The sequence below is a fragment of the Streptomyces sp. NPDC058240 genome (assembly GCF_042882135.1).
Lineage (GTDB): Bacteria > Actinomycetota > Actinomycetes > Streptomycetales > Streptomycetaceae > Streptomyces.
Genome location: NZ_JBHVWT010000001.1, coordinates 120600 through 142231, shown reverse-complemented (window position 1 = coordinate 142231; position 21632 = coordinate 120600). Strand labels below are relative to the sequence as shown.

The window sequence follows — 21632 nt, the reverse complement described above, 5'->3', positions numbered from 1 at the left end:
TCATGGGTCAACCGGAAAGCCGGGAACAGCGCGCGTCGGAGCAGTCCGAGCTTCCGCCGGGACAGCGACTCCAGCGTGGTTGGCCGGTTACCCACTACGGGCCCGTGCCCAAGTTCAAGCCGGACCGCTGGGAGTTCCGGGTCTTCGGGGCCACTGCCGACGGCGAGAAGCACTGCTGGAACCACCAGGAGTTCTCGGTGCTGCCGTTCGCCTCGGTCGTCGCCGACCTGCACTGCGTCACGAAATTCAGCATGATCGGTGCCGAATGGGGCGGAGTCCTGGCCCGCACAGTACTGGAACTCGCGCCGCCCGCGCCGAACGTCACCCATGTGATGGTGTGGGCCGAGTACGGATTCAGCTCCAACCTGAGGCTCTCCGACTTCGCCTCGGACCGAACACTTTTCGCCACTCACAACGGCGGGGAACTGCTCACGGCCGAGCACGGGTTTCCGCTCCGCCTCGTCGTGCCGCATCTCTACGCCTGGAAGGGGCCCAAGTGGGTCCGGGGCGTCGAGTACATGACGGCCGACCGCCGCGGCTTCTGGGAGGAGCGCGGCTATCACAACATCGGTGACCCGTGGAGCGAGCAGCGGTACTCCTACCAGGAAGAGCCCGGGGACGGCCCCGAGCTCTGACCTGACGGCTCCGGGCCGGTCCGGCCCGTTCCTCAGTGGTGGTACTGGTGCACCACTGCGTGCCCCTTGCCCCGGCCGATCACCCACTTGTTGACCGGTGTGGTGACGACGAAGGCGACGGCGAGCGAGAGTACGAGCGCGCCCCAGAACAGCGCGTCGGAGAGAGTGGCGTCCATGGCGCCCGGCCACAGCGCGATCACGCCGTTGTCGATCAGCTCCATCACCGCGATGGACAGGGTGTCGGCGGCGAAAGCGACCCGCAGGGCGGTACGGAAGTCGACGCCCGCCTTCAGGATCGAGCGCAGGGTGAGCGTGTAGCCGAAGAAGAAGGCCAGGACGATGGCGAGCACCATCGTCGCCATGTTGCCCCAGCCGAGCGCCGTGCCGATCACCATGCCGAGGATCTCGCCGATGGCGCAGCCGGTGAGGCAGTGCAGCGTGGCCCGAGCGGCCATGGCCCAGTCCACCTTGCCGGGGTGATGGCCGGCGTGCCCGGCGTGCCCGGCGTGGTCGCCGTGGCCTGAGTGACCGGCGTGATCTGCATGATCTGCATGGCCCGAGTGGGTCGCCTGGTCCGCGTGGTGGCTGTACTGCCCCTGGTGTGTGTCGTGCTGCATGGCGATCCCCCAATGCGGAGTGGCGGTTCCTGCCGACAGCAGGAACCGTATACCCCCGTGGGGTATTCCTCAATGGGGAATCAGGTGTCGCGCAGCCCCTTCAGCCGGGCCACGTCCGCCGCGTGGCCTTCCTTGCCGCCCGGCGTCTCGATGATCAGCGGCACGCCCGCGGTCGCCGGATGCGAGAACAGCTCACGGAACGGTTCCTCGCCGATGTGTCCGGCGCCGATGTTCTCGTGCCGGTCCTTGTGGGCTCCCGCCACGTCCTTGGAGTCATTGGCATGGATCAGTTTCAGCCGGCCCTCGCCGACCGTCGCCACCAGCAGATCCAGCGTCTGCCGCATCCCCGCCGGGCCGGTCAGATCGTGGCCCGCCGCGTAGATGTGGCAGGTGTCGAGGCAGATGCCGAGCTTGGGGTGGGCGTCGAGGGCGTCGAAGTACGGGCCGAAGTCCCAGGTGCGCGAGCAGAGCGAGAACCCCTGCCCGGCGGTCGACTCCAGCAGTAGATACGGGTCGTCGTCATGCGTCAGCTCGTCCAGGAGCGGCCGCATGTGCGTGCGTACCTGCGCGAGGGCCTGCTCGCGCGGCCGGCCGCCGGTCGCCGATCCCGTGTGCACCACGACGCCCAGGGCGCCGATCTCGCGGGCGCGGCGCAGCGAGTGGCGCAGCGACTCCACGGACTTCTCGACGGTCGCCTCGGTGTGCGATCCGAAGTTGATCAGGTACGGGGCGTGGACGTACGCCGGTATGGATTCGGCGGCGCACTCGGCGCGGAACCGTTCGTCCTGGGCCGGGTTGCCGACGGGGGTCGCCCAGCCGCGCGGGTTGGCGACGAAGACCTGGACGGCCTCCGCCCCCATCCCTCGGGCGTAGGGGAGGCCGACCTTGGCGAGGCCGCCGGCCACCGGAACATGGCCGCCGACTGGGTTGCGCATGTGGATCTAGAGTCCCTTGGTCTTGATGGTGATGGTGCTGCCTTCGGGGGCCTGCTTGCCGCCGTCGACGGACTGGCTCGCGATGGTGTCGCTGAAGGACAGGAACGGGCGGTCGACCTTGACCTCGAAGCCCGCGTCCTTCAGTTCGCTCGTGGCTTCGTCGACGTCCTTGCCGGTGACATCGGGGACGTCGATCATGCGCGGCCCGTCGGAGACCGTGAGCTCGACGGTGTCGCCCTCGGCGGCCTCGGTGCCCTCGCCCGGCGACTGCCGGGCGATGTCGCCCGCGTCCTCGGCGGAATTGACCCGGTCGGGCAGCACCTTTGCCTTCAGCCCCTCCTCCTCCAGCGCGGCGGTGGCGTCCTCGACGGACAGCCCGGTGACATCGGGGACGTCCACCGGAGCGCCCTTGCTGACGAAGAGGGCGACCGCCGAGTCCGGGTGGCGCTCGGTGCCCACCACGGGGTCCGTACGGATCACGTCGCCCCGTGCCGTCTCCTCGCTGAATTCCTTGGTGACCATGCCGGGCACCAGACCGGCCTTCTTCAGCTCACGCCTGGCGTCGGCGAGCGAGAGGTCCTGGACGTCGGGCACCTTCACGATCTCGGGACCGCGCGAGACGACGAGCGTCACCGCGTCATTGCCCCTGACACGGGCGCCGGAATCCGGGTCGCTGCTGATGACCTTGCCGCGCTCCACCGTGTCGCTGTAGGCCCGCTCGACGCCCTTGAGGTCCAGACCGACGTCCGAGAGCCGCCGCTCGGCGTTCTTCTCGGTCTGGCCGAGCAGCGAGGGAACCCGGGTGAACTGCCCGGAGTTGATGTACCAGACACCGGTACCGATCCCCAGCGCCAGCAGTACGGCGACGACCGCGGCTATGACGGAGCGCCGTGGTCCGCGGCGCCGGTCCTGCGACGCGGTCCGCGGCGGCTCCGGCGGGGGCATTTCCAGCCGGCTGGTGTGGTGCGAGACGCCCTGGTCGGCCGGGAGCAGCCGCGGGATCACGCTGGTGCGGTCCTCGGCGGCGTCGTGCACCTCGGCGGTGGCCTGCGGCGGTACGGCGTCCAGCTGGGCGTCGGTGAGGCCGGAGCGGGCCTCACGGGTCTCGGCGAGCAGCGCCACCGCGTCGAACGGGCGGACCTCGGGGTCGCGGGCGGTGGCGCTCGCCACCAGGCCGTCGAGCTCGGCCGGAAGCCCCGGGACAGTGGCCGACGGCGGCGGGACGGCCTCGTTGAGGTGCTGGTAGATGACCTGGGCGGGGGTGTCGCCGCCGTGCGGCTTGGACCCGGTCAGTATTTCGTACAGGACGACGCCGCAGGCGTACACATCGGTGCGGGTGTCCGCCGTGCCGTTCTCTATCTGCTCGGGGGCGAGATAGGAGACCGTGCCCAGGACGGACCCGGTGGTGTTGGTGACGGTGCCCACCGCCCGTACGAGACCGAAGTCGGCGACCTTGACCCGGCCGTCGTCCCCTATCAGGACGTTCTCCGGCTTCATGTCGCGGTGCACGAAGCCCGCCCGGTGCGCCGCACCGAGGGCGGCGAGGACCGGCTCCAGGATGTCCAGTGCGGCCCTCGGCTGAAGCGCGCCGCGATCGCGCAGCACGTCGCGCAGGGTGCAGCCCGCGACGTACTCCATCGCCAGGTAGACGTACTGCCCCTGGGCGCCCTGGTCGAAGACCGCGACCACGTTGGGGTGCGCGAGCCGGGCCACGGACTTGGCCTCGCGGATGAAGCGCTCGACGAACGAGACGTCGGTCGCCAGCGCCGGGTGCATCACCTTGAGGGCGAGCACCCGGTCGAGCCGGGTGTCCACGGCCCGGTAGACCGTGGCCATGCCGCCCACGGCGATGCGGGCATCGACGCGGTAGCGGCCGTCGAGCAGCTGCCCGACAAGAGGGTCCTGGAGGGTCGTATCCACGCAGGCGAGTCTACGAGCCGCCACGGACACGGCCCACGGGCCGGGGCACTCCCGGGGCCGTACTGCAGCCGAGCCGTGACAGGAACATGCGCTGTCCGCCGTACCGGCGGCTCAGAAGGCCGGGCGCTCCGGGTCCAGCACCGCGCGCCCCTCCACCGGCGACGACGCCTCGGCGAAGTGGCGGCGCGGAATCCGGCCGGCCCGGTACGCCAGCCGCCCGCCCGCCACCGCGTGCCGCATCGCCGTGGCCATCAGCTCGGGCTCCTGGGCCCGGGTCACCGCGGACGCCAGCATCACCGCCGCGCACCCCAGCTCCATCGCGAGCGCCGCGTCGGAGGCCGTTCCGGCGCCCGCGTCGAGGATCACCGGCACCCGGGCCTGCTCGACGATCAGCCGGAAGTTGTGCGGATTGCGGATGCCGAGCCCGGAGCCGATGGGGGAGCCGAGCGGCATGACCGCCGCGCACCCCACGTCCTGGAGCCTGCGGGCCAGCACCGGGTCGTCATTGGTGTACGGCAGCACGGTGAAGCCGTCGTCCACCAGGATCTCCGCGGCGTCCAGCAGCTCGATCGGGTCGGGCAGCAGGGTCCGCTCGTCGGCCACCACCTCCAGCTTGATCCAGTCGGTGCCGAGCGCCTCGCGGGCCAGCCGGGCGGTCAGCACGGCCTCGCCCGCGGTGAAGCAGCCCGCAGTGTTGGGCAGGACGCGGATGGAGAGCCGCCGCAGGACGGAGAGCACCGAGCCCTGCACGGTCGGGTCGAGGCGGCGCATCGCGACGGTGGTCAGCTCGGTGCCGGACGCGGTCAGGGAGCGCTCCAGCACGTCGAGGCCGGCCGCCCCGCCCGTGCCCATGATCAGCCGGGAGCCGAACGTGGTGTCGCCGAGGGTGAAGAGGTCGTCCGACATGGTCAGCCTCCCTGGACCGCGGTCAGGACCTCGACGCGGTCCCCGTCGTGGAGTGCGGCGGCGGACCACTGGCCGCGCGGTACGACGGTCTCGTTGACGGCGGCCGCGACGCCGGAGCGCGCGGCGGTCAGGGTGGCGACCAGGATGTCCAGGGTGGTGCCCGCGGCGAGGAGCCGCACCTCTCCGTTCACGGACACGGACACGGAGTGGCGGGGTACGGGCTCGGCGGTCATGCGGGCTGCTCCTGACGTACGGGGGCGGCGGCGGACGGGAAACGGCGCGGGGTGAAGGGGCGGGCCGGCTCGGGCGGCTCGCCGCCGGTGAGGAGCTCCGCCATGACGTCACCGGTGATGGGGGTGAGCAGCACCCCGTTGCGGTGGTGGCCGGTGGCGAGATGGAGGCCGGGCAGGGTGGTGGGGCCGAGCAGCGGGGCGTTGTCGGGGGAGGCGGGGCGCAGGCCGGCCAGGGTCTCGGTGAGCGGCAGCTCGGTGATGCCGGGTACCAGCTCGTGGGCATCCCGCAGCAGCTCGTAGACGCCGCCCGCGGTGACGGTGGTGTCCCAGCCCAGCTCCTCGCTGGTGGCGCCGACGACCAGTTCGCCGTTCTCGCGCGGCACCAGATAGACATGGCTGCCCCGGACCACGGCCCGTACCGTCCGGCTCAGGAACGGTGCGTACGGGGCCGGCACGGTCAGCCGCAGCACCTGGCCCTTCACCGGCCGGACCGGCGGCACGACCTCGTCCGGCAGCCCCGCCAGGCGGCCGCTGAGGCTGCCCGCGGCGAGCACGACCTGGTCGGCCGCGAGCTCCGTGCCCCCGGCGAGCACCGCTCCGGTGGCCCGGTCGCCCACCACGCTCAGGCGCTCCACCCAGCCGCGGTGGAAGACCACCCCGGCCCGCTCGCAGGCGGTCAGCAGGGCGGCGGCCAGCCGGCGGGGATCGATCTGGTGGTCGCCGTCGACCCGCAGACCGCCGCGGACGCCCGGCGCGAGCATCGGCTCCAGCCGGCGGCACTCACGGCCGGTGAGCCACTCCGACTCCAGGCCCGAACGCCGCTGCAGGGCGTGCAGGTCCCGCAGATGGGCGCGGTCGTCGGAGTCCAGTGCTACGGCCAGGGTGCCGCAGGCGCGGAAGCCGGTCTCCTGCCCGCTCGCCGCCTCCAGCTCGGCCGCGAAGGCCGGATAGCGGGCGGCGGAGGCGACGTTGAGGCCCAGCAGGAGCTGTTCGCCGTAGTGGAGTTCGGTGACGGCGGCCAGCATGCCGGCCGCCACCCGGGCGGCCCCGCCACCCGGTTCGGGGTCGGCGACCGCGGTGCGCAGTCCGCGTTGCGCGGCCCGCCAGGCGGTCACCAGGCCGATGATCCCGCCCCCTATGACCAGGACATCGGATCCGTTTCCGTTCCGAGAAGAACGCATGGGCTTCCAGCCCCTCCCTTCGCCGGCATGACCCGGATCAGGTTCGTACGGTCGGAGGCCGCCCAGCCTCCCTCTCAGCCCGGTGCGTCCGGGCTCCCGCGAGTGTTTTACGTTGGCCACCCTAAACCCCGTCCCCCCGGCCCGGTAAGGGAGCAGCCGCCGTGGCCCGTTCGCTCGACGGACTCGTCCTGTCACCGGCGGCCGACCAGGCGCCCGGCCAGGTCGGCCCCCGGACCGGCGACACCCTCGACCTCCTCCCCGTGGGAGTCGCAGGAGGGCGGCGGGACGAGCGCGGTCGAAGAACGCACCCCTTTCCTGACGATCTATCAGGTGCTTAAGGTGTACGGGTGAGCGAGCAGCAGCAGTCGGAGCAGCCGGAACGGCGGGCGGGACGCCGCGTCGTCATCGTCGGTGCGGGCATGGCCGGGGTGCAGACCGCGGTGGCCCTGCGGGAGCAGGGCTTCAGCGGCCCCGTCACCCTGATCGGCGCCGAACCGCATCAGCCCTACGACCGGCCTCCGCTGTCCAAGGCGGTGCTCCTCGGCAAGGCCGAGGACTCCGCCTTCGACATCGACTTCGAGGCGCTGGAGATCGATCTGCGACTGGGTCGCGACGTCACCGGTGTGCGGCCCGCGGCGCATGAGCTGGACACCCCGTCGGGACCCGTTCCCTACGACGTCCTGGTGATCGCGACCGGTGCCGAACCGGTCGTCCTGCCCGGGTCCGAGGGCGTTCCCGGCGTCCATCTGCTGCGCACCCTCGACGACGCGGCACGACTGCGGCCGGTCCTCGACGAGCAGCACGGCGTCGTGGTCGTCGGCGCGGGCTGGATCGGCGCCGAGTTCGCCACCGCGGCCCGCGCCGCGGGCTGCGCGGTCACCGTCGTCGAGGCCGCCGACCGGCCCCTCGCGGGCGCGATGCCCGCGGAGGTCGCCGCCCCGATGGCCGCCTGGTACGCGGAGAGCGGCGCCGAACTCCTCACCGGAGCCCGGGTCGCCCGCATCGAGCCGGGCCGGGTGGTCCTCGCGGACGGCCGTACGGTCCCGGCCGGAGCGGTCGTCGTCGGAATCGGCGCCCGGCCCGCCACCGGCTGGCTGGCCGGCTCCGGCATCGCGCTCGGCCCCGACGGATCGGTGACCGCCGACGGGGCGCTGCGCACCTCGCTGCCCGATGTGTACGCGGTCGGCGACTGTGCCTCGTTCCCCTCCGCCCGGTACGGCGAACGCCTGCTCGTCCACCACTGGGACAACGCGCTCCAGGGCCCGCGCACCGCCGCCGCCAACATCATCGGGGCAGCCGCCGCCGACGGCCCGGCACCGATGACCTACGACCCCGTGCCGTACTTCTGGTCCGAGCAGTTCGACCGGTTCGTGCAGTACGCGGGCCACCACGGGAGCGCCGACACCCTGCTGTGGCGCGGCGATCCGGCCGAAGCCGCCTGGTCGGTGTGCTGGCTGCGCGAGGGCGTGCTGGTCGCGGTTCTCGCCGTCGGCCGGCCGCGCGATCTGGCGCAGGGGCGCAAGCTCATCGAGGCGGGGGCGCGGCTCGATCCGGCGCGGGCCGCCGACCCCTCTGTACCGCTGAAGTCGGCGATCCGTCAGTAGGCGTACGGAAAGCGGACGTTGGCGTCCGCTATGTGGGCTCCCCCTTGGACGGGGGCGGAAATTAGTGCACTGTGCATCTTTTGGATTGCTCATTTCACACTCTTCGAAGGATGCGCATGTTCCGGCACAGATGGGCCCGCGCGCTGCGCGGAATCTCCATGGCCTCGGCGTCGATCGCCCTCGTCGGAGGCGCACTCGCCGCCCCGGCGTACGCGGGCGCCACCCCCAAGCCCGGTTCCAACCCGGCTGTCGACTACCAGGACCCGATCGACGCACTGCCGCCGGTCTCCCGTCCGGACACCAAGAGCTGCTCGGTGACGGCCGTCGACCACGACTTCGGCTACACCCTCGGCGGACCGCCGTACACCACCACGCTGACCCCGCCCAAGCAGTGCAAGGGTCCGTGGAACAAGGTCGTCCTCGACTGGTCGGGCAGCGTGAAGGGGCGTCAGTACGACCGTCTCGCCGCAGTCTTCATCGGTGGCGCGGAGGTCTTCCGCACCAGCACCGCCGAGCCCGACGAGGACGGCATCAGCTGGCACGTCGCCAAGGACATCACCGACTTCGCGCCGCTCCTCAAGGACCCGCAGAAGCTGCAGGTCGAACTTGGCAATGTCGTCAACGAGACGTACACCGGTGTGTACAGGATCAAGCTGAAGATCACGTACTACCAGGCCGACAAGCGTCACCCGGCCGCCACCACGGCCGACCGCATCGTCCCGCTCGGTGACACCGGCTCCGACAACGCCCCCTGGATGAACGTCGGCAAGGGCGGCTCCACCCGCACCGAGGTCACCTTCCCGCGCAACCTGACCAAGGCGCGCCTGGAGGTCTACGCACGCGGTGGCGGCTGCGACGAGCAGTGGTTCGACGCGGTCCCCAGCGACCTGGCGGAAACCGCTCCCGACTACCTCTGCGGCGGCGGCCCCTACCGTGAGGTGCAGGTCGCGGTGGACGGACAGCCCGCCGGCCTCGCCCAGCCGTACCCCGTGGTGTACTCCGGCGGCATCGTGCCGACCCTGTGGCGCCCGATCCCGGCCATCGACCAGTTCAGGACCGAGGCGTACGACATCGACCTCACCCCCTTCGCGGGTCTGCTGGCCGACGGCAAGCCGCACGCCATCAGCATCACCCCGTACGGCGCGGCCGACGGCTGGAACGTCGACGGCTCGCTCTTCCTCGACACGGACGCGCACGCGTCCCGCACGAGCGGCAAGGTGACCACCAACACGCTCGGCCACACCCCGGTCGTGAAGACCGTCCAGACCTCGGGCGAGAACGGCTCCACGGACGTCTCCGTGTCGACCGGCCGCTCCTGGAAGATCTCGGGCTATGTCGAGACCTCGAAGGGCCGGGTCACCACCACCGTCGAGCAGAAGTTCGCGTACACCAACACGGACAACGTCTCCCGCACGGGCAGTCACCAGGTGATGCATCAGCGTGACCACGGTTCCACCACGGTGACGACCCGGACCCACGGGCGCACGGACGCGCAGCGGCACACCTGGTCCTACCCCATTGACGTGGACATGGACATCCCGGTGTACGGCGATTACAACAACTACGACATGCGGGCCGCCGTCACCCAGCGCCGTGTGCTCGTCGACGCGTCCCGGAAGGGCTCCGCACACGCGTGGCGCACGGACGCGGTGACGGACGACACCGTGGACTCGACCGGCAGCATCGCCCGCACGAACGGTGTCGTCCAGTCCGCCGACGGAGCCTCGACCGAGAAGTACCGGGGCACCACCGACACCGGGGCCTGCTACGCGCGCTCCCTGACGACCGCGCACGGCTGGGTCACCGGTGACCGGCAGAGCCGTTGCCGGGTCGCCGACGTGGTCCGCGAGGCCCTGAAGGGCTGACTCCGGGTATCGGCTGTCAGCGCGGGATGGCAGGCTTGTACCCGTGACCGAGATTGACGCAAAGATCGATGCTCTCGTCCCCGCCTGGCTCCACCTGCCCGACATCGCCGAAATGTTCGATGTCCAGGTGACGCGCGTGCGGCAGCTGGTCAAGGAGGGCCAGCTGATCGCCGTACGACGTGGTGAGAACCGGACGCTCCAGGTGCCTGCTGCCTTCATCGACGGCAACAAGGTGGTCAAGGGCCTCTCCGGCACCCTGACGCTCCTGAGGGACGACGGCTACAACGACGAAGAGATGCTGGAGTGGCTCTTCACCCCCGACCCGACCCTGCCGGGCACCCCTGCCCAGGCACTGAGCGAGAATCGTGGCACGGAGGTGAAGCGCCGCGCCCAGGCGCTCGCCGTCTGACCGCCGGCCGTATGTGAGGGGCGGGCAGCGCGACACCGCGCGGCCCGCACCCCCGCACAGCCCGGCGACAACCGCTCCACGATGCTCTCCCAGGGGGGAACCGCACCATGCCCACGCCTCGCGCGCTGCTGTCCGATGCCCGGCTCTATCTGTGCACGGACGCCCGCAGGCGCCAGGGCGACCTCCCCGCGTTCCTCGACGCCGTCCTCGCCTCCGGGGTGGACATCGTCCAGCTCCGCGACAAGGGCATGGAAGCGGCCGAGGAGCTCGACCACCTGGCCGTCCTCGCCGAGGCGTGCCGGCGCCACGGCAAGCTCCTCGCGGTGAACGACCGGGCCGATGTCGCCCATGCCATCGGCTCCGACGTGCTGCACCTCGGCCAGGGCGACCTGCCGGTGCCCGCCGCCCGAGCCGTACTCGGCGAGGACGTGCTGATCGGCCGCTCCACGCACGCCGGGTCCGAGGTCGACGCGGCCGTCGCCGAGCCCGGCGTGGACTACTTCTGCACCGGCCCCTGCTGGCCCACCCCGACCAAGCCCGGCCGGCACGCCCCGGGCCTGGACCTGGTGCGGTACGCCGCCTCGCTCGACCAGCCGCGCCCCTGGTTCGCCATCGGCGGGATCGACGCCGGCAATCTCGACGAGGTGCTGGACGCCGGGGCCCGCCGGGTCGTCGTCGTACGGGCGATCACCGAGGCCACCGACCCGGCCGCCGCCACCGCCGAGCTGGCCGGGAGGATCCGGGCGCGCGCCATGGCGTGATCAGGCCAAGTGTCCGAAGGATGGACAAACAACCAGTCAATTCGGGCAATTCACGCTGGTCCGGTCCTTCGGTCGTCGTGCTCTGGTTAACCTGCCCATATGGCCCTTGGCACACCATCCACCAGGACAGATCACGCACGCACGGTGCGTGAGCTCCTCGCGACCGGCAAGACCTCGTACTCGTTCGAGTTCTGGGCGCCCAAGACCGAGAAGGGCGAGCGGAACCTCTGGAACGCGCTGCGCCGGGTCGAGGCGGTGCGGCCGAGTTTCGTCTCCGTGACCTACGGGGCCGGTGGCTCCACCCGGGCCGGGACGGTGAAGGCCACCGAGCAGATCGCAGCCGATTCCACCCTCACTCCCGTCGCCCACCTCACGGCGGTCAACCATTCCGTCGCCGAGCTGCGCAACATGATCGGGCAGTACGCGGACGCCGGGATCCGGAACATCCTCGCCGTGCGCGGAGACCCGCCGGGCGACCCGATGGGCGAGTGGATCGAGCACTCGCAGGGCGTGCGGTACGCGGCCGATCTCGTCCGGCTCATCAAGGAATCCGGCGATTTCTGCGTCGGCGTCGCGGCATTTCCCGAGATGCACCCGCGCTCGACCGACTGGGACGCCGACATCCGGCATTTCGTGGACAAGTGCCGCGCCGGTGCCGACTATGCGATCACCCAGATGTTCTTCAATCCGGAGGACTATTTGCGTATGCGTGACCGTGTGGTCGCTGCGGGTTGCGAAACCCCGATCATCCCCGAGGTCATGCCGCTGACCAGCGTCAAACAGCTGGACAGGTTTGCGCAGCTCAGCAACGCGTCTTTCCCCTCGTCCCTGAAAGAACGCATCCTCGCCGCCAAGGACGATCCCGCCGCTGTACGCTCCATTGGCATCGACTTCGCAACGCAGTTCTGCGCGAGGCTGCGATCCGAGGGTGTGCCCGGATTGCACTTCATTACGCTCAACAACTCGACGGCGACGCTCGAAATCTACGAGAATCTCGGACTGCACAAGCAGTCGTGACCGGCCGTACCCGCCGCGACCCGGGGCGGTGGCCGTAGGAGGGGGCGGGCATGGGCTGGACGGTCCTCTACATCGCGTTCGGAATAGTCGCGCTGTGGCTGCTCGGCGAGGTGCTCCTGCAGTACAAGGCGCGCCTTCGCTGGCGTCTGCTCGCGTTCGGAGGCTTCGGCTGCGTGGTCGTCGGCGTGCTGATTCCGTCGGTGTTCGTCATCGTCCTCGGCACGATCGCCTTCGCGACCGGCCAGACATACGTCACGCTCTCCTTCCGGCGCGGCTTCTCCACCGGCTGGGCCATAGGGGGCAGGCCGGGCGCGAGCCGCCGTCGTCGGGGCGGCGACCGGGAGGGCCGCGGGCCCACGCTCCAGGTGTCGGACGTGGAGACGGCGTACGACGGGCAGGCCCCGCAGCGCGCGGACGCCGAGGCTCCGGCGGCCGCGGTCTACGAACCCGAGCCGCTGCCGGACGACACCGGGCAGTACGGCGTCTACTCCGACCATCACCGGTCGCAGCGGGGGCCGGGCCAGGAGGGGCAGCCCCAGCAGCAGCCGCAGTACGACCCGTACGCCGCCCCCGCCCCTGCCTCCGCCGCGTACGGGGCGCCGGGCCAGGACCCGTACGCCGGACAGGACCCGCTGGCCGGGCAGTACGACTACGGCACCGAGCAGCAGCAGCAGTACGCCGCGTACTCCGACCCGTACATCGGGACCGGTACCACCGGCGCTCCCGCGCAGTACGAGGCGTACGACAGCTACAGCAACGGCTACGACAGCTTCGGTGGCCGGCAGCAGTACGACCCCGACCCGTACGCCCAGCAGTACGCTCCCGAGACCCCGCCGGGCGGTGTCTGGGTGCCTCAGCAGCGCGAGGGCGAGCAGTACCCGGTCACACCGCCGGTCACACTGCCGGAACAGCCCGCGCAGCCCGCCCCGTTCCCGAACGGCTACAACAACGGCAACGGCTACGACGAGCAGCAGTACCGCTACTGACGACGGGCGGGCGGCCGGAATCGCCGACGGGCCCGGCAGGCGGCTCTCCCGGTCACTGGGAGCCGCGGAAGCCGTCACCCTCCACGATCAGCCCGGCGACCAGCGCTCCCGACATGCCCGCGTGGGCGAGCCCGCCGCCCGGGTGCGCCCAGCCGCCCGCGGCGTAGAGCCCCGGCAGCCGGGTGCGATTGCCCGGGTGCAGATACGCGCCGCCCGCCCCGGCCAGCGCGGGCGCGGGCACCGAACCGCCCTCGGCGCCGGTGTCGGCAGCGGTCTCGGCCGGCGTCCGCACCTCGGCGTGGAGCAGCCGCTCCCGTATCCCGGGCACGGCCGCGGCCGCCGCCTCGATCAGCGCATCGGCGCACCGCTCGCGCACCGCCGGGTCCGTCCAGTCCACCGCCCCGTGCGGGGCGACCGTCGCCATCAGCGTCACCGCCTCGTGCGCGTCGTCGGGGCGGTTCGACGGGTCGTCCGGGCGCAGCACCGTCACCGTGGGGCGCTCGGCGAGCCTTCCGCCGAACACCGCCGCGCGCTCCGCCGCGCCGTCCTCGGGATGCACCAGCGTCCGGTGCACGGCATCCGCGGGCCGGGCACCGCGCAACGAGAGCAGAACCAGGAACCGGCCCGGCACCACCCCTTCTCCGGGCCGGGGCTGCACCGAGACGTCGCCGTCCTGCCACAGCTCCTGACCGGGCACCAGCCCCGGCCACGGCCGGGCCCCCAGCACCACATGGCCGGCCTCGGCGACCGTACCGTCCATCAGCTCGACGCCCGCCGCCCGGCCGCCCTTCTCGACGACCCGGGCCACCTCGGCGCCGAAGACGAACTCCACCTTCCGGGCCAGGCACCGCTCGTACACCGCCTGCGCCAGGGCCCGCATCCCACCGGAGACGTACCAGCTGCCGAACGTCTCCTCCATGTACGGCAGCAGGGCGGCCGCCGTCGGGGCGCGCAGCGGATCGAGCCCGTACGACAGGGCGTACCCGTCGAGGAGCGCGGCCAGCCGGGGGTCCGCCAGCTCCCACGCGCCGACCTCCGCGACCGTGCCCGCCTGTTGGGCGGAGCGCAGCAGGCGGCGCCGGCGGAGCGCCGGATACGGATCACGGCCGAGCACCTGCCAGTCGGGGCGCAACGGCTCCTCCAGGAGCGGACGCCGGGACCGGTCCCAGGCATCGCGCGCCCGGTCCAGGAACTCGCCCCAGGCCGCGCCGACGCCGCCACCGAGCGCGCCGTCCAGCGCGGAGACGACCCCGGCCCGCGAGGCGTTCGGCAGCGAGACCGCCGTGCCGTCGGCGAACAGATGACGGCTCGCCGGATCGACCTGGGTCATGGTGACGCACCGCTCCAGCGGCTCCTTGCCGGTCTTCACGAACAAGTCGCGGTAGACGGCGGGCAGATGCAGCAGCGTCGGGCCGGTGTCGAAGGCGAAGCCCTCATGGGCATACCGGCCGACCGAACCGCCGAAGGTCTCCGACCGCTCGTACACCGTCACCCGGTGGCCTGCCACGGCGAGCCGGGCGGCCGCCGCCATCGCGCCCATCCCGGCGCCGATCACCGCAATACGTGCCATGTCAGTGACCTTAACTGCCACCACCGACAGTCAGTCCGGCGGCCAGTGCGAACCCGTCCCGGCCAGGCGTTTCCCCTCCCGCCGCTGAGCCCTGCGGCGCAGATACCGACGGATTCTGGAGGCCAGGACGGCCAGTATCACGATGCCCAGCAGCAACAGCGTCCCCGCGATGACCGCGGCCACCACCGGATGGAATATCGCGAAGGTGACGACCCCGGCGACGCCCAGGTCCTCCGCGATGCTTACGGCGACATTGCTGAACGGCTCGGGGGAGGAGTTGACGGCCATTCTGGTGCCCGCCTTCACCAGATGGCTCATCAGCGCGGTGGAACCGCCCACCGCCGCGGCGGCGAGCTGCGGCAGCGAACCGCTCTCGCCGGCCAGCAGCGCGGCCACGACGGCACCGGCGACCGGCCTGATGACGGTGTGCACCGAGTCCCAGACCGAGTCCACGTACGGGATCTTGTCGGCCACCACCTCGCACAGGAAGAGAACGCCGGCCACCACGAGGACGTCGGTGCGTTGCAGCGACGCGGGCACCTCGTCGGTCAGACCGGTCGCGCCGAAGACACCGAGCAGCAGGACCACCGCGTAGGCGTTGATCCCGCTCGCCCAGCCGCTCGTGAACACCAGGGGAAGTACGGACACGGACGAGATCGTAGGCCAGATGGCGCAAGACCCGGGGTGGGTTCGGCGCGCAGCTCTGAGTATCCGTACCTAGGCGACGAGATGAGTAGATGTGCGGATGGGCTCCCACCTGTGCGGACGGGAGAGTGGAACGCACGGAGAGGGCGCGGCTCCGGCACCGCCGACACGGGGCGGCGGAACGGTCGCGGCGTTCCTTCCGGAACGGGGGAGCACGAAGGAGAGCCCGGGGGCCACGGGGGAACGAAGGTCACGGGGGAAGGCTCTCCGGCAGTACGGAAGACGCCGGTCCGGCGCAGGCTCGGGGGGATCGAGCCTCACCGGACCGGCGTCTTTTCGTGCTGCCGCGCACCCGGCCGGGCGGATCAGCGCCCGCTGACCCGCCCGTGCAGGAGCAGCGACAGCGCCGAGTGCACATCGTCGATCGAACGCTCCGGCTGGAACGCCTGCCAGTCCAGGGCCGCCACCAGCACCATGCCGACCAGCGCGGCGGCCGTCAGCGGGATGTCGATCTCCTCGCTCAGCTCACCGTTGCCCACACCCTCGCGCAGCACCCCCTCCACCACCGCGACGGCTTCCTGACGTACCACCAGGAGGGTCCCCTGCCAGGCACGGTTGGTGCGCCACAGCTCCGCGACGTACAGCTGGGTGAAGGCCGGATAGCGGTCGATGAAGACCAGACCGGCCCGGATCATCGCGTCCAGGGCCTCGACCCGGGTGCCGCCGCGCTCCTCGGTCTCCTCGGCCGCGGAGCGCAGCGAGGCCGTGAGCAGTCCGACGCCGTGGCGCAGCAGCTCCTCGAAGAGCTCGGTCTTGCTCTTGAAGTTGTAGTAGACCGTGCCCTTGGCGACCCCGGCGCGCTCGGCGATCTCGTCCACCGTGGTTGCCGAGAAGCCCTTCTCGGCGATGAGGGTCACGGCCGCTTCGTAGAGCTTCTGCCGGGTGGCCCGGCGACGCGTGGTGCTACTGCTTTCCATGCCCCCGATTCTCACAGGTTCCGGCGTGCTCACAGGCTCAGCTCCGGGTGGAGCCGGTCCAGGGTCCACACCTGCTTGCGGCGTGCGGCGACCGCGGTCAGGGCGAGCGCCCCCGCCGTGAAGGCCAGCAGCACCGCGCTGCCCTGCCAGACCGGGTCGAGGCCGCCGCCCGTGATCAGCCGGCGCAGCCCCTCGACGATGTAGCTCATCGGCAGGTAGGGGTGGATCGCGTTGAAGAATCCGGGGCTGGTCTGGACGGGATACGTTCCCCCGGCCGAGGTCAGCTGGAGCATCAGCACGGCCAGTACAAGGATCCTTCCCGCGGCTCCGAACCGGGCGTTCAGCCACTGCACGATCGCCGCGAAGCAGCAGGTCACCAGCGCCAGGAAGCCGACCGTTCCGGCGGCGCGGGCCATCTGCAGACCGAGCCCCCAGTGCAGTACGGACATCAGGGCGGCCACCTGGAGCAGACCGATCGCGGCCACCGGCAGCCAGCCCGCGAAGGCGATCCGCCAGGCGGAGGCCCCGGCGGCGAGCGCGCGCCGGTTGAGCGGCTGGATCAGCATGTAGGCCACCATCGCGCCGACCCAGAGGGAGAGCGGGATGAAGTAGGGCGCGAAACCGGTGCCGTAGTTGGGGGCCGCGTGCAGCGACTGGGAGGCCAGCTGCACCGGGTCGGCCATGACTCCCGTACGGGCGTCGCGGTCCTTCTTGTCGTAGTCGGGGATCTGGCCGACACCGTCGTTGAGCCCCTGGGCGAGGGTGGCCGAGCCGTCGCCGAGCCGGATCAGCCCGCTGTCCAGGTTGGTCGCGCCCTTCTTGAGATCGCTCACGCCGGTGTCCAGGTCGGCGGAGCCGGTCCTGGCGGTGACCAGGCCGGTGTGCAGATCGTCGGCTCCCTTCGCGACCTTGTGGGCACCGGTGTTGAGCGCGTTGACCTTCTTGACGGCGGACTTCAGGTCCTCGTCCAGATGCGGCGCGCGCCCGGCCAGGTCATCGGCCTGCCGCTGAAGCGTGGTCAGCTGGGTGCGCAGCTTCTTCAGATCACCGTTCTGGTTCGTGACCAGCACGTTCACATCGTCGGCGACAGCGGCGACATCGGCCGCCGCGGTCTTGGCGCGCTTCAGCGGCGGGCAGACGGTGGAGTCGGGCACCGGCTCGTCCGTGCAACTGGTGCGGTAGATCTCGGCCAGGTCGTCGGAGGCCGTGTGGGCGGCGGTGGCCGCGGTGGGCGCCGCCTTCACCAGCAGGTCGAGGTTGTCCCGCACGGTCTTCGAGGAGTCGGAGACCAGCCGGGCGGTGTCGCCGATCGACTTGCCGTTGTCCTTCAGGAACGGGCGGACGTCGGCCGCCACCCCGTTCACCTTGTCGGCGAGCTGCTGAGTGCCGTCGGCCACCTGCCGGGAGCCGGTTTCGAGGTCGTCCGCGCCCTTGTTCAGCTTGACGATCCCGCCGGCCAGCCTGCCGCTGCCGTCCTTGGCGTCCTTCAGGCCGTCCGCGAGATCCTGCGATCCCTTCTTGGCCTTGCCGATGCTGCCCTTGAGGTCGTCGGCCCCCTTGGCGGCCTTCGCCGTCGCGTCGTGGAGGTCGGAGAAGTTGATGAAGATCCGGTCGTAGAAGCCGCGCGAGGCGTTGGTCGACGCGGCGGTGCGCACCTCGGAGAACACCGTCCGGGAGATCTGCCCGACGATGTAGTTGTTGGCGTCGTTGGTCCGCACCTGGAGGGCGCCGGTCTCGGGGGAGTCGCCCGAACTCGACGCGATCCGCTTGCTGAAGTCCGACGGCATGGTGAGCGAGAGGTAGTACGTCCCGTCCTCGACACCCTTGTCGGCCTCGGCGGAACTCACCTCGTGCCAGTCGAAGACCTTGGAGTCGAGGAGCTTGCCGGTGATCTCGTCGCCGGCCGCGATGCGCTTGCCCGATGCGGTGGCGCCCTTGTCGTTGTTGACCAGCGCGACGGGGATCTTGTCGAGGCGGCCGTACGGGTCCCAGAAGGACCACAGGTACAGGGCGCCGTACAGCAGCGGCAGGAGCAGCAGCGCGACCAGTGCGGCGCGCGGCAGCTTTCCCCTGCCGAAACGCTTGAGCTCAAGCGCGGCCAGTCTCGGCGAACGCATCGGCCGTTCCTTCCTCGGTCGTGGTTTCCCCGGTCGCGGTCTCCGCGGTCGTGCTGTCCGCGTCGTCCGTGCTGCCCGTGCTGCCCGTACGCAGGGTGATGGCGTCCTCGGGTGCCTGGCTGCAGACGGCGAGCACGGTCGTGCCGTTGTCCGCGATGGACCGCAGCAGCTCCCAGGCCTCGGCACGTTCGGCGTCGGAGAGCTTGAGATCGGTGTCGTCCACCGCGAGCAGCCGGGGGCTGCCGATCAGCGCGAGGGCGATGGAGAGCCGCAGCGCCTCCAGCCGCTCCAGATCCCGTACGGAGGTCCGCCCGGCCTTGGGCAGGGTGGCCGGGTCGAGTCCGGCGGCGTCCAACGCCGCGTCGATCCGTCCCTGGGCGGTGGCGACCCGCTCGGCGCGCGGGCGCAGCAGGGCGCGCAGCGAACCGTCGAAGCGGCGCTGCAGCAGGGCCCGCTCGCGCAGGTGCTCGGCGACGGTGAAGGCCGGGTCGAGCTCGCTGACCCCGGGGACCGGGCCCAGCGAGGCGATGCGGCGTACGGCGGCCATCTTGCGCGGCAGACGCAGCCCGCCGACCTTCGCGTGGCCCTCGGTGGGGCGCATCCGGCCGGTGAGAGCGAGCAGCAGGCAGGTGCGGCCCGAGCCGGACGGGCCCTCGATCGCCACCAGCGAACCGGGTCCGGCGTCGACACCCAGGCCTCGGAAGGCCCAGCCGCGCGGCCCCTTGAGGCCGAAATTCTCGGCGGTGACGGATGCCCCGTGCGGGCTGTCCACAGGTCCTCCCCCTTGTTTTGAACTGACCAGTCAGTTCAAAAAGGTAGCCCGAACTTGCGAACGAAGCAAAAGCGCAGGTCGGAGAGGGGTTCGGGTCGATTGTCAGTGGTGCCCCTCACGATGGATACATACGGCCACGGAGCCGTTACACGAGACAGGAGGTTTCGTCATGGCCCACTCGTCCGCAGCAGCCGCACCCCGGCGCCGCGCAGACGGCCCTGCCCCCTCACTGACCGACCCGGCAAGCGATGTCCACCCCGTTCCGCGCCGCACCACGGCGCCGCCCGCCGCCCTCGATCTGCTCGCCCAGGCCCGCACCGGCCTCGACGAGGCCGCCGTTCTCGATGTGCCGAACGAGCGGTATGCCACCGCCCACCTCGCAGCGCTGCGCACCGCGGCCGCGGTGCTCGCCGCGCGGGGCCGCCCGGAGACGTCCAAGCGGCGCCGGGAGCGCATCCGCAGCGCCTGGGAGGTCCTGCCCGAAATAGCCCCCGAGCTGACCGAATGGAGCGCGCTGTTCGCCTCAGGTGCCCGGCGCAGGGCCCGCGCGGAAGCCGGGATACCAGGTGCGGCCAGCCGGCGGGACGCCGACGACCTGCTGCGTGACGCGGCGATGTTCCTGCGCCTGGTCGAGCGGCTGCTGGTCCTCCAGCCGGTGCTCCCGCAGGCCAGGAGGGAGCGGCCCGACGCGGGATGAGGGCGGCGGCGGCGCGAGGCAATAGGGTGGGCATCGCTCGTACCACCTGCACTGTTCACGCTCCGCCGTCAGAGGCGGCACCGTGCCGAGGAGTCATCTGCCGTGTCGGACCAGCTGCGCCCCCGCGCCTCCCTCCGTACCGCCGTGGTCTGGGAGGTCCTCAAGGACGCCCTCGACCGCCGGGTGAAGGCGACCGGCAGGGACGCCCTGGATGTCCTGGACACCGGCGGCGGCACCGGCAACTTCGCGGTGCCGGTCGCCCGTCTCGGTCATCGCGTCACCGTCGTCGACCCCAGCCCCAACGCGCTCTTCGCGCTGGAGCGCCGCGCGGCCGAGGCCGGGGTCGCCGACCGGGTCCGCGGCGTCCAGGGCGACATCCACGGCCTGTTCGAGGTGGTCGAGCGCGGGGGGTACGACGCGGTGCTGTGCCACGGCGTCCTGGAGTACGTCGACGACCCCGCCGAGGGCGTGCGCAACGCGGCGGAGGCGCTCCGGCCGTCCGGTGCGCTCAGCCTGCTCGCCGCCGGGCTCGGCGGTGCCGTCCTGGCGCGGGCGCTCGCCGGTCACTTCACCGAGGCCCGGCAGGCGCTCAGCGACCCGGCGGGCCGCTGGGGCGAAGGCGACCCGGTGCCCCGGCGCTACACCGCGGAGCAGCTCACCGGGCTGGTCTCCGGGGCCGACGTCGAGGTCGGGGCGGTCCACGGTGTACGGGTCTTCGCCGACCTCGTGCCGGGCGTCCTGGTGGACACGGAGCCCGGTGCCATGGAGGCCCTGCTCAAGCTGGAGTCCGCCGCGGCCGAACTGCCCGCCTTCCACTCGGTCGCGACGCAGCTGCACGTTCTGGGCACGAAGCGCGCCTGAGCGCGGTCCGGTCCTGCGGTTGCTCGGCCGCAGCGCGGCTGATCAGCGACGCAGCGGCAGACGGAGTACGCACCAGGCCCCCCGATCGGGGGCTTCGCCCCGTATGATCGGGGGACACCATCCGGCATGACGGATCGGAGGTTGGGGAATCAACGCCTCAGCAGCTGAGCCGTTGTGGCGGCCCGGACTGGCTGATGGGCAAGAAGGCGGGTTTCACGGGGGCGATTCCCTGCCTATCCTGGAAGGGCCGCATACCGGCCGCCCCCCGCGGCCGACGACGAGGAGGACTCCGTGCCGCTCTCGGAGCACGAGCAGCGAATGCTCGAGCAAATGGAGCGAGCGCTGTACGCCGAAGATCCCAAGTTCGCGACAGCGCTCGAGGGAAGCGGGCTGCGTACGTACACCCGGCGACGGGTCTACCAGGCGGTCGCAGGCTTCCTGGTGGGTATCGCGCTCCTCATGGCCGGAATGGTCGCCCAGCAGATCTGGATCAGCGTGGTGGGTTTTCTCGTCATGCTGGGCTGCGCGGTCCTTGCGGTCACTGGTTGGCGCAAAGCGCCCAAACCGGGCGAACATCCGGCAGCCGGAGCTGGCGGCGAGCGCGGCCGGCCCAGGCAACGCCGGACCGTGATGAACCGCATCGAGCAGCGGTGGCAGCGCCGCCGCGACGAGCAGGGTCAGTAGACCCTCGGACACACTTGGGTGAGGGGCGGCCGCGTCTTCGCGGCCGCCCCTCGCGTGTGCCCGGAACAGGCCACCGCAGGTGGCCATCGACCCTGACTTCTTCACGGGCAGGCCTTCCGCGAGGGCGTTCAAGCGGGCCTTCGCGCGGACGGACCCGAGGGAGCCCCGGGTCCGCCCGCATGAACGCACGCTGCGGGGCGAAGGCGGCCGGTCGGCCGGGCCGGCACAGCTACCGGAGCC

The 21632-nt window shown here is 71.5% G+C and carries 21 protein-coding genes and 1 riboswitch; of the genes, 10 read left to right on the top strand and 11 right to left on the bottom strand.

The annotated features are described in order from the left end of the window. The first annotated feature begins 2 nt into the window (after positions 1–2). On the top strand, positions 3–635 hold the full coding sequence (locus ACFVX4_RS00640; RefSeq protein ID WP_389970365.1) for a sulfite oxidase-like oxidoreductase: 633 nt from the start codon (positions 3–5) through the stop codon (positions 633–635). Between the two features lie 32 nt (positions 636–667). On the opposite strand, the gene ACFVX4_RS00635 is transcribed toward ACFVX4_RS00640, so the two are convergent. The 6 genes from ACFVX4_RS00635 to thiO form a co-directional block, all read right to left on the bottom strand. Continuing rightward, entirely contained in the window at positions 668–1252 is a 585-nt protein-coding gene (locus ACFVX4_RS00635; RefSeq protein ID WP_389970363.1) for a DUF4396 domain-containing protein, read from the bottom strand. Between the two features lie 80 nt (positions 1253–1332). Continuing rightward, positions 1333–2187 (bottom strand): deoxyribonuclease IV, encoded by an 855-nt coding sequence (locus ACFVX4_RS00630; RefSeq protein WP_389970360.1) that lies wholly within the window; start codon positions 2185–2187, stop codon positions 1333–1335. A gap of 6 nt (positions 2188–2193) precedes the next feature. After that, positions 2194–4107 carry a Stk1 family PASTA domain-containing Ser/Thr kinase gene (gene pknB, locus ACFVX4_RS00625; protein WP_389970357.1) on the bottom strand — a complete coding sequence of 638 codons (1914 nt, stop codon included), beginning with the start codon at positions 4105–4107 and terminating at the stop codon, positions 2194–2196. A gap of 111 nt (positions 4108–4218) precedes the next feature. Next, a complete protein-coding gene (locus tag ACFVX4_RS00620) occupies positions 4219–5013 on the bottom strand; it encodes a thiazole synthase (RefSeq protein ID WP_389970355.1) in 795 nt (264 codons plus the stop codon). A 2-nt stretch (positions 5014–5015) separates the two neighbouring features. Next, on the bottom strand, positions 5016–5246 hold the full coding sequence (gene thiS, locus ACFVX4_RS00615; RefSeq protein ID WP_389970352.1) for a sulfur carrier protein ThiS: 231 nt from the start codon (positions 5244–5246) through the stop codon (positions 5016–5018). Beyond that, positions 5243–6427, bottom strand: a complete 1185-nt coding sequence (gene thiO, locus ACFVX4_RS00610; RefSeq protein WP_389970349.1) for a glycine oxidase ThiO — start codon at positions 6425–6427, stop codon at positions 5243–5245. The genes thiS and thiO overlap by 4 nt, the downstream gene beginning before the upstream one ends. Then, positions 6425–6537: riboswitch (TPP riboswitch) on the bottom strand. Its footprint overlaps the gene before it by 3 nt. A gap of 237 nt (positions 6538–6774) precedes the next feature. Between thiO and ACFVX4_RS00605 the strand changes: the two genes are divergently transcribed. The 6 genes from ACFVX4_RS00605 (at position 6775) to ACFVX4_RS00580 (ending at position 13069) form a co-directional block, all read left to right on the top strand. After that, the gene (locus ACFVX4_RS00605; RefSeq protein ID WP_389970346.1) at positions 6775–8031 is read left to right on the top strand and encodes an NAD(P)/FAD-dependent oxidoreductase; all 1257 of its coding nucleotides are present in this window, start codon (positions 6775–6777) and stop codon (positions 8029–8031) included. Between the two features lie 116 nt (positions 8032–8147). Further along, on the top strand, positions 8148–9896 hold the full coding sequence (locus ACFVX4_RS00600) for a peptide-N4-asparagine amidase (protein WP_389970343.1): 1749 nt from the start codon (positions 8148–8150) through the stop codon (positions 9894–9896). 43 nt (positions 9897–9939) lie between these two features. Then, complete coding sequence (locus ACFVX4_RS00595; protein WP_389970340.1) at positions 9940–10305, top strand: Rv2175c family DNA-binding protein; 366 nt, start codon at positions 9940–9942, stop codon at positions 10303–10305. Between the two features lie 107 nt (positions 10306–10412). Next, positions 10413–11066: a thiamine phosphate synthase gene (gene thiE, locus ACFVX4_RS00590; RefSeq protein ID WP_389970337.1), complete on the top strand. Its 654-nt coding sequence runs from the start codon at positions 10413–10415 to the stop codon at positions 11064–11066. Positions 11067–11165: 99 nt separating this feature from the next. Continuing rightward, positions 11166–12083 (top strand): methylenetetrahydrofolate reductase [NAD(P)H], encoded by a 918-nt coding sequence (gene metF, locus ACFVX4_RS00585; protein ID WP_389970334.1) that lies wholly within the window; start codon positions 11166–11168, stop codon positions 12081–12083. 50 nt (positions 12084–12133) lie between these two features. Continuing rightward, the gene (locus ACFVX4_RS00580) at positions 12134–13069 is read left to right on the top strand and encodes a hypothetical protein (RefSeq protein ID WP_389970331.1); all 936 of its coding nucleotides are present in this window, start codon (positions 12134–12136) and stop codon (positions 13067–13069) included. 52 nt (positions 13070–13121) lie between these two features. Here ACFVX4_RS00580 and ACFVX4_RS00575 read toward each other — a convergent pair whose 3' ends face one another. The 5 genes from ACFVX4_RS00575 to ACFVX4_RS00555 form a co-directional block, all read right to left on the bottom strand. After that, a complete protein-coding gene (locus ACFVX4_RS00575; protein WP_389970328.1) occupies positions 13122–14639 on the bottom strand; it encodes a phytoene desaturase family protein in 1518 nt (505 codons plus the stop codon). A 30-nt stretch (positions 14640–14669) separates the two neighbouring features. After that, positions 14670–15287: a DUF4126 domain-containing protein gene (locus tag ACFVX4_RS00570; protein WP_389970325.1), complete on the bottom strand. Its 618-nt coding sequence runs from the start codon at positions 15285–15287 to the stop codon at positions 14670–14672. Between the two features lie 362 nt (positions 15288–15649). Beyond that, a complete protein-coding gene (locus ACFVX4_RS00565) occupies positions 15650–16261 on the bottom strand; it encodes a TetR/AcrR family transcriptional regulator (protein WP_266420416.1) in 612 nt (203 codons plus the stop codon). A 29-nt stretch (positions 16262–16290) separates the two neighbouring features. Further along, complete coding sequence (locus ACFVX4_RS00560) at positions 16291–18378, bottom strand: YhgE/Pip family protein (RefSeq protein WP_389970322.1); 2088 nt, start codon at positions 18376–18378, stop codon at positions 16291–16293. Then, positions 18350–19150 carry an ATP-binding cassette domain-containing protein gene (locus ACFVX4_RS00555; RefSeq protein WP_389970319.1) on the bottom strand — a complete coding sequence of 267 codons (801 nt, stop codon included), beginning with the start codon at positions 19148–19150 and terminating at the stop codon, positions 18350–18352. The genes ACFVX4_RS00560 and ACFVX4_RS00555 overlap by 29 nt, the downstream gene beginning before the upstream one ends. 169 nt (positions 19151–19319) lie before the next feature. Here ACFVX4_RS00555 and ACFVX4_RS00550 point away from each other — a divergent pair, with 169 nt between their 5' ends. The 3 genes from ACFVX4_RS00550 (at position 19320) to ACFVX4_RS00540 (ending at position 21392) form a co-directional block, all read left to right on the top strand. Then, on the top strand, positions 19320–19847 hold the full coding sequence (locus ACFVX4_RS00550) for an SAV_6107 family HEPN domain-containing protein (RefSeq protein ID WP_389970316.1): 528 nt from the start codon (positions 19320–19322) through the stop codon (positions 19845–19847). A 102-nt stretch (positions 19848–19949) separates the two neighbouring features. Then, the gene (locus ACFVX4_RS00545) at positions 19950–20708 is read left to right on the top strand and encodes a class I SAM-dependent methyltransferase (RefSeq protein WP_389970313.1); all 759 of its coding nucleotides are present in this window, start codon (positions 19950–19952) and stop codon (positions 20706–20708) included. 291 nt (positions 20709–20999) lie between these two features. Beyond that, positions 21000–21392 (top strand): DUF3040 domain-containing protein, encoded by a 393-nt coding sequence (locus ACFVX4_RS00540; RefSeq protein WP_389970310.1) that lies wholly within the window; start codon positions 21000–21002, stop codon positions 21390–21392. Positions 21393–21632: the final 240 nt, after the last annotated feature.

Coding starts and splice junctions, on each gene's coding strand:
- metF (WP_389970334.1), top strand. CDS start 11,166: ATGGCCCTTGGCACACCATCCACCAGGACAGATCACGCACGCACGGTG.
- ACFVX4_RS00600 (WP_389970343.1), top strand. CDS start 8,148: ATGTTCCGGCACAGATGGGCCCGCGCGCTGCGCGGAATCTCCATGGCC.
- thiE (WP_389970337.1), top strand. CDS start 10,413: ATGCCCACGCCTCGCGCGCTGCTGTCCGATGCCCGGCTCTATCTGTGC.
- ACFVX4_RS00635 (WP_389970363.1), bottom strand. CDS start 1,252: ATGCAGCACGACACACACCAGGGGCAGTACAGCCACCACGCGGACCAG.
- ACFVX4_RS00620 (WP_389970355.1), bottom strand. CDS start 5,013: ATGTCGGACGACCTCTTCACCCTCGGCGACACCACGTTCGGCTCCCGG.
- ACFVX4_RS00575 (WP_389970328.1), bottom strand. CDS start 14,639: ATGGCACGTATTGCGGTGATCGGCGCCGGGATGGGCGCGATGGCGGCG.
- ACFVX4_RS00640 (WP_389970365.1), top strand. CDS start 3: ATGGGTCAACCGGAAAGCCGGGAACAGCGCGCGTCGGAGCAGTCCGAG.
- ACFVX4_RS00630 (WP_389970360.1), bottom strand. CDS start 2,187: ATGCGCAACCCAGTCGGCGGCCATGTTCCGGTGGCCGGCGGCCTCGCC.
- thiO (WP_389970349.1), bottom strand. CDS start 6,427: ATGCGTTCTTCTCGGAACGGAAACGGATCCGATGTCCTGGTCATAGGG.
- thiS (WP_389970352.1), bottom strand. CDS start 5,246: ATGACCGCCGAGCCCGTACCCCGCCACTCCGTGTCCGTGTCCGTGAAC.
- ACFVX4_RS00565 (WP_266420416.1), bottom strand. CDS start 16,261: ATGGAAAGCAGTAGCACCACGCGTCGCCGGGCCACCCGGCAGAAGCTC.
- ACFVX4_RS00550 (WP_389970316.1), top strand. CDS start 19,320: ATGGCCCACTCGTCCGCAGCAGCCGCACCCCGGCGCCGCGCAGACGGC.
- ACFVX4_RS00560 (WP_389970322.1), bottom strand. CDS start 18,378: ATGCGTTCGCCGAGACTGGCCGCGCTTGAGCTCAAGCGTTTCGGCAGG.
- ACFVX4_RS00580 (WP_389970331.1), top strand. CDS start 12,134: ATGGGCTGGACGGTCCTCTACATCGCGTTCGGAATAGTCGCGCTGTGG.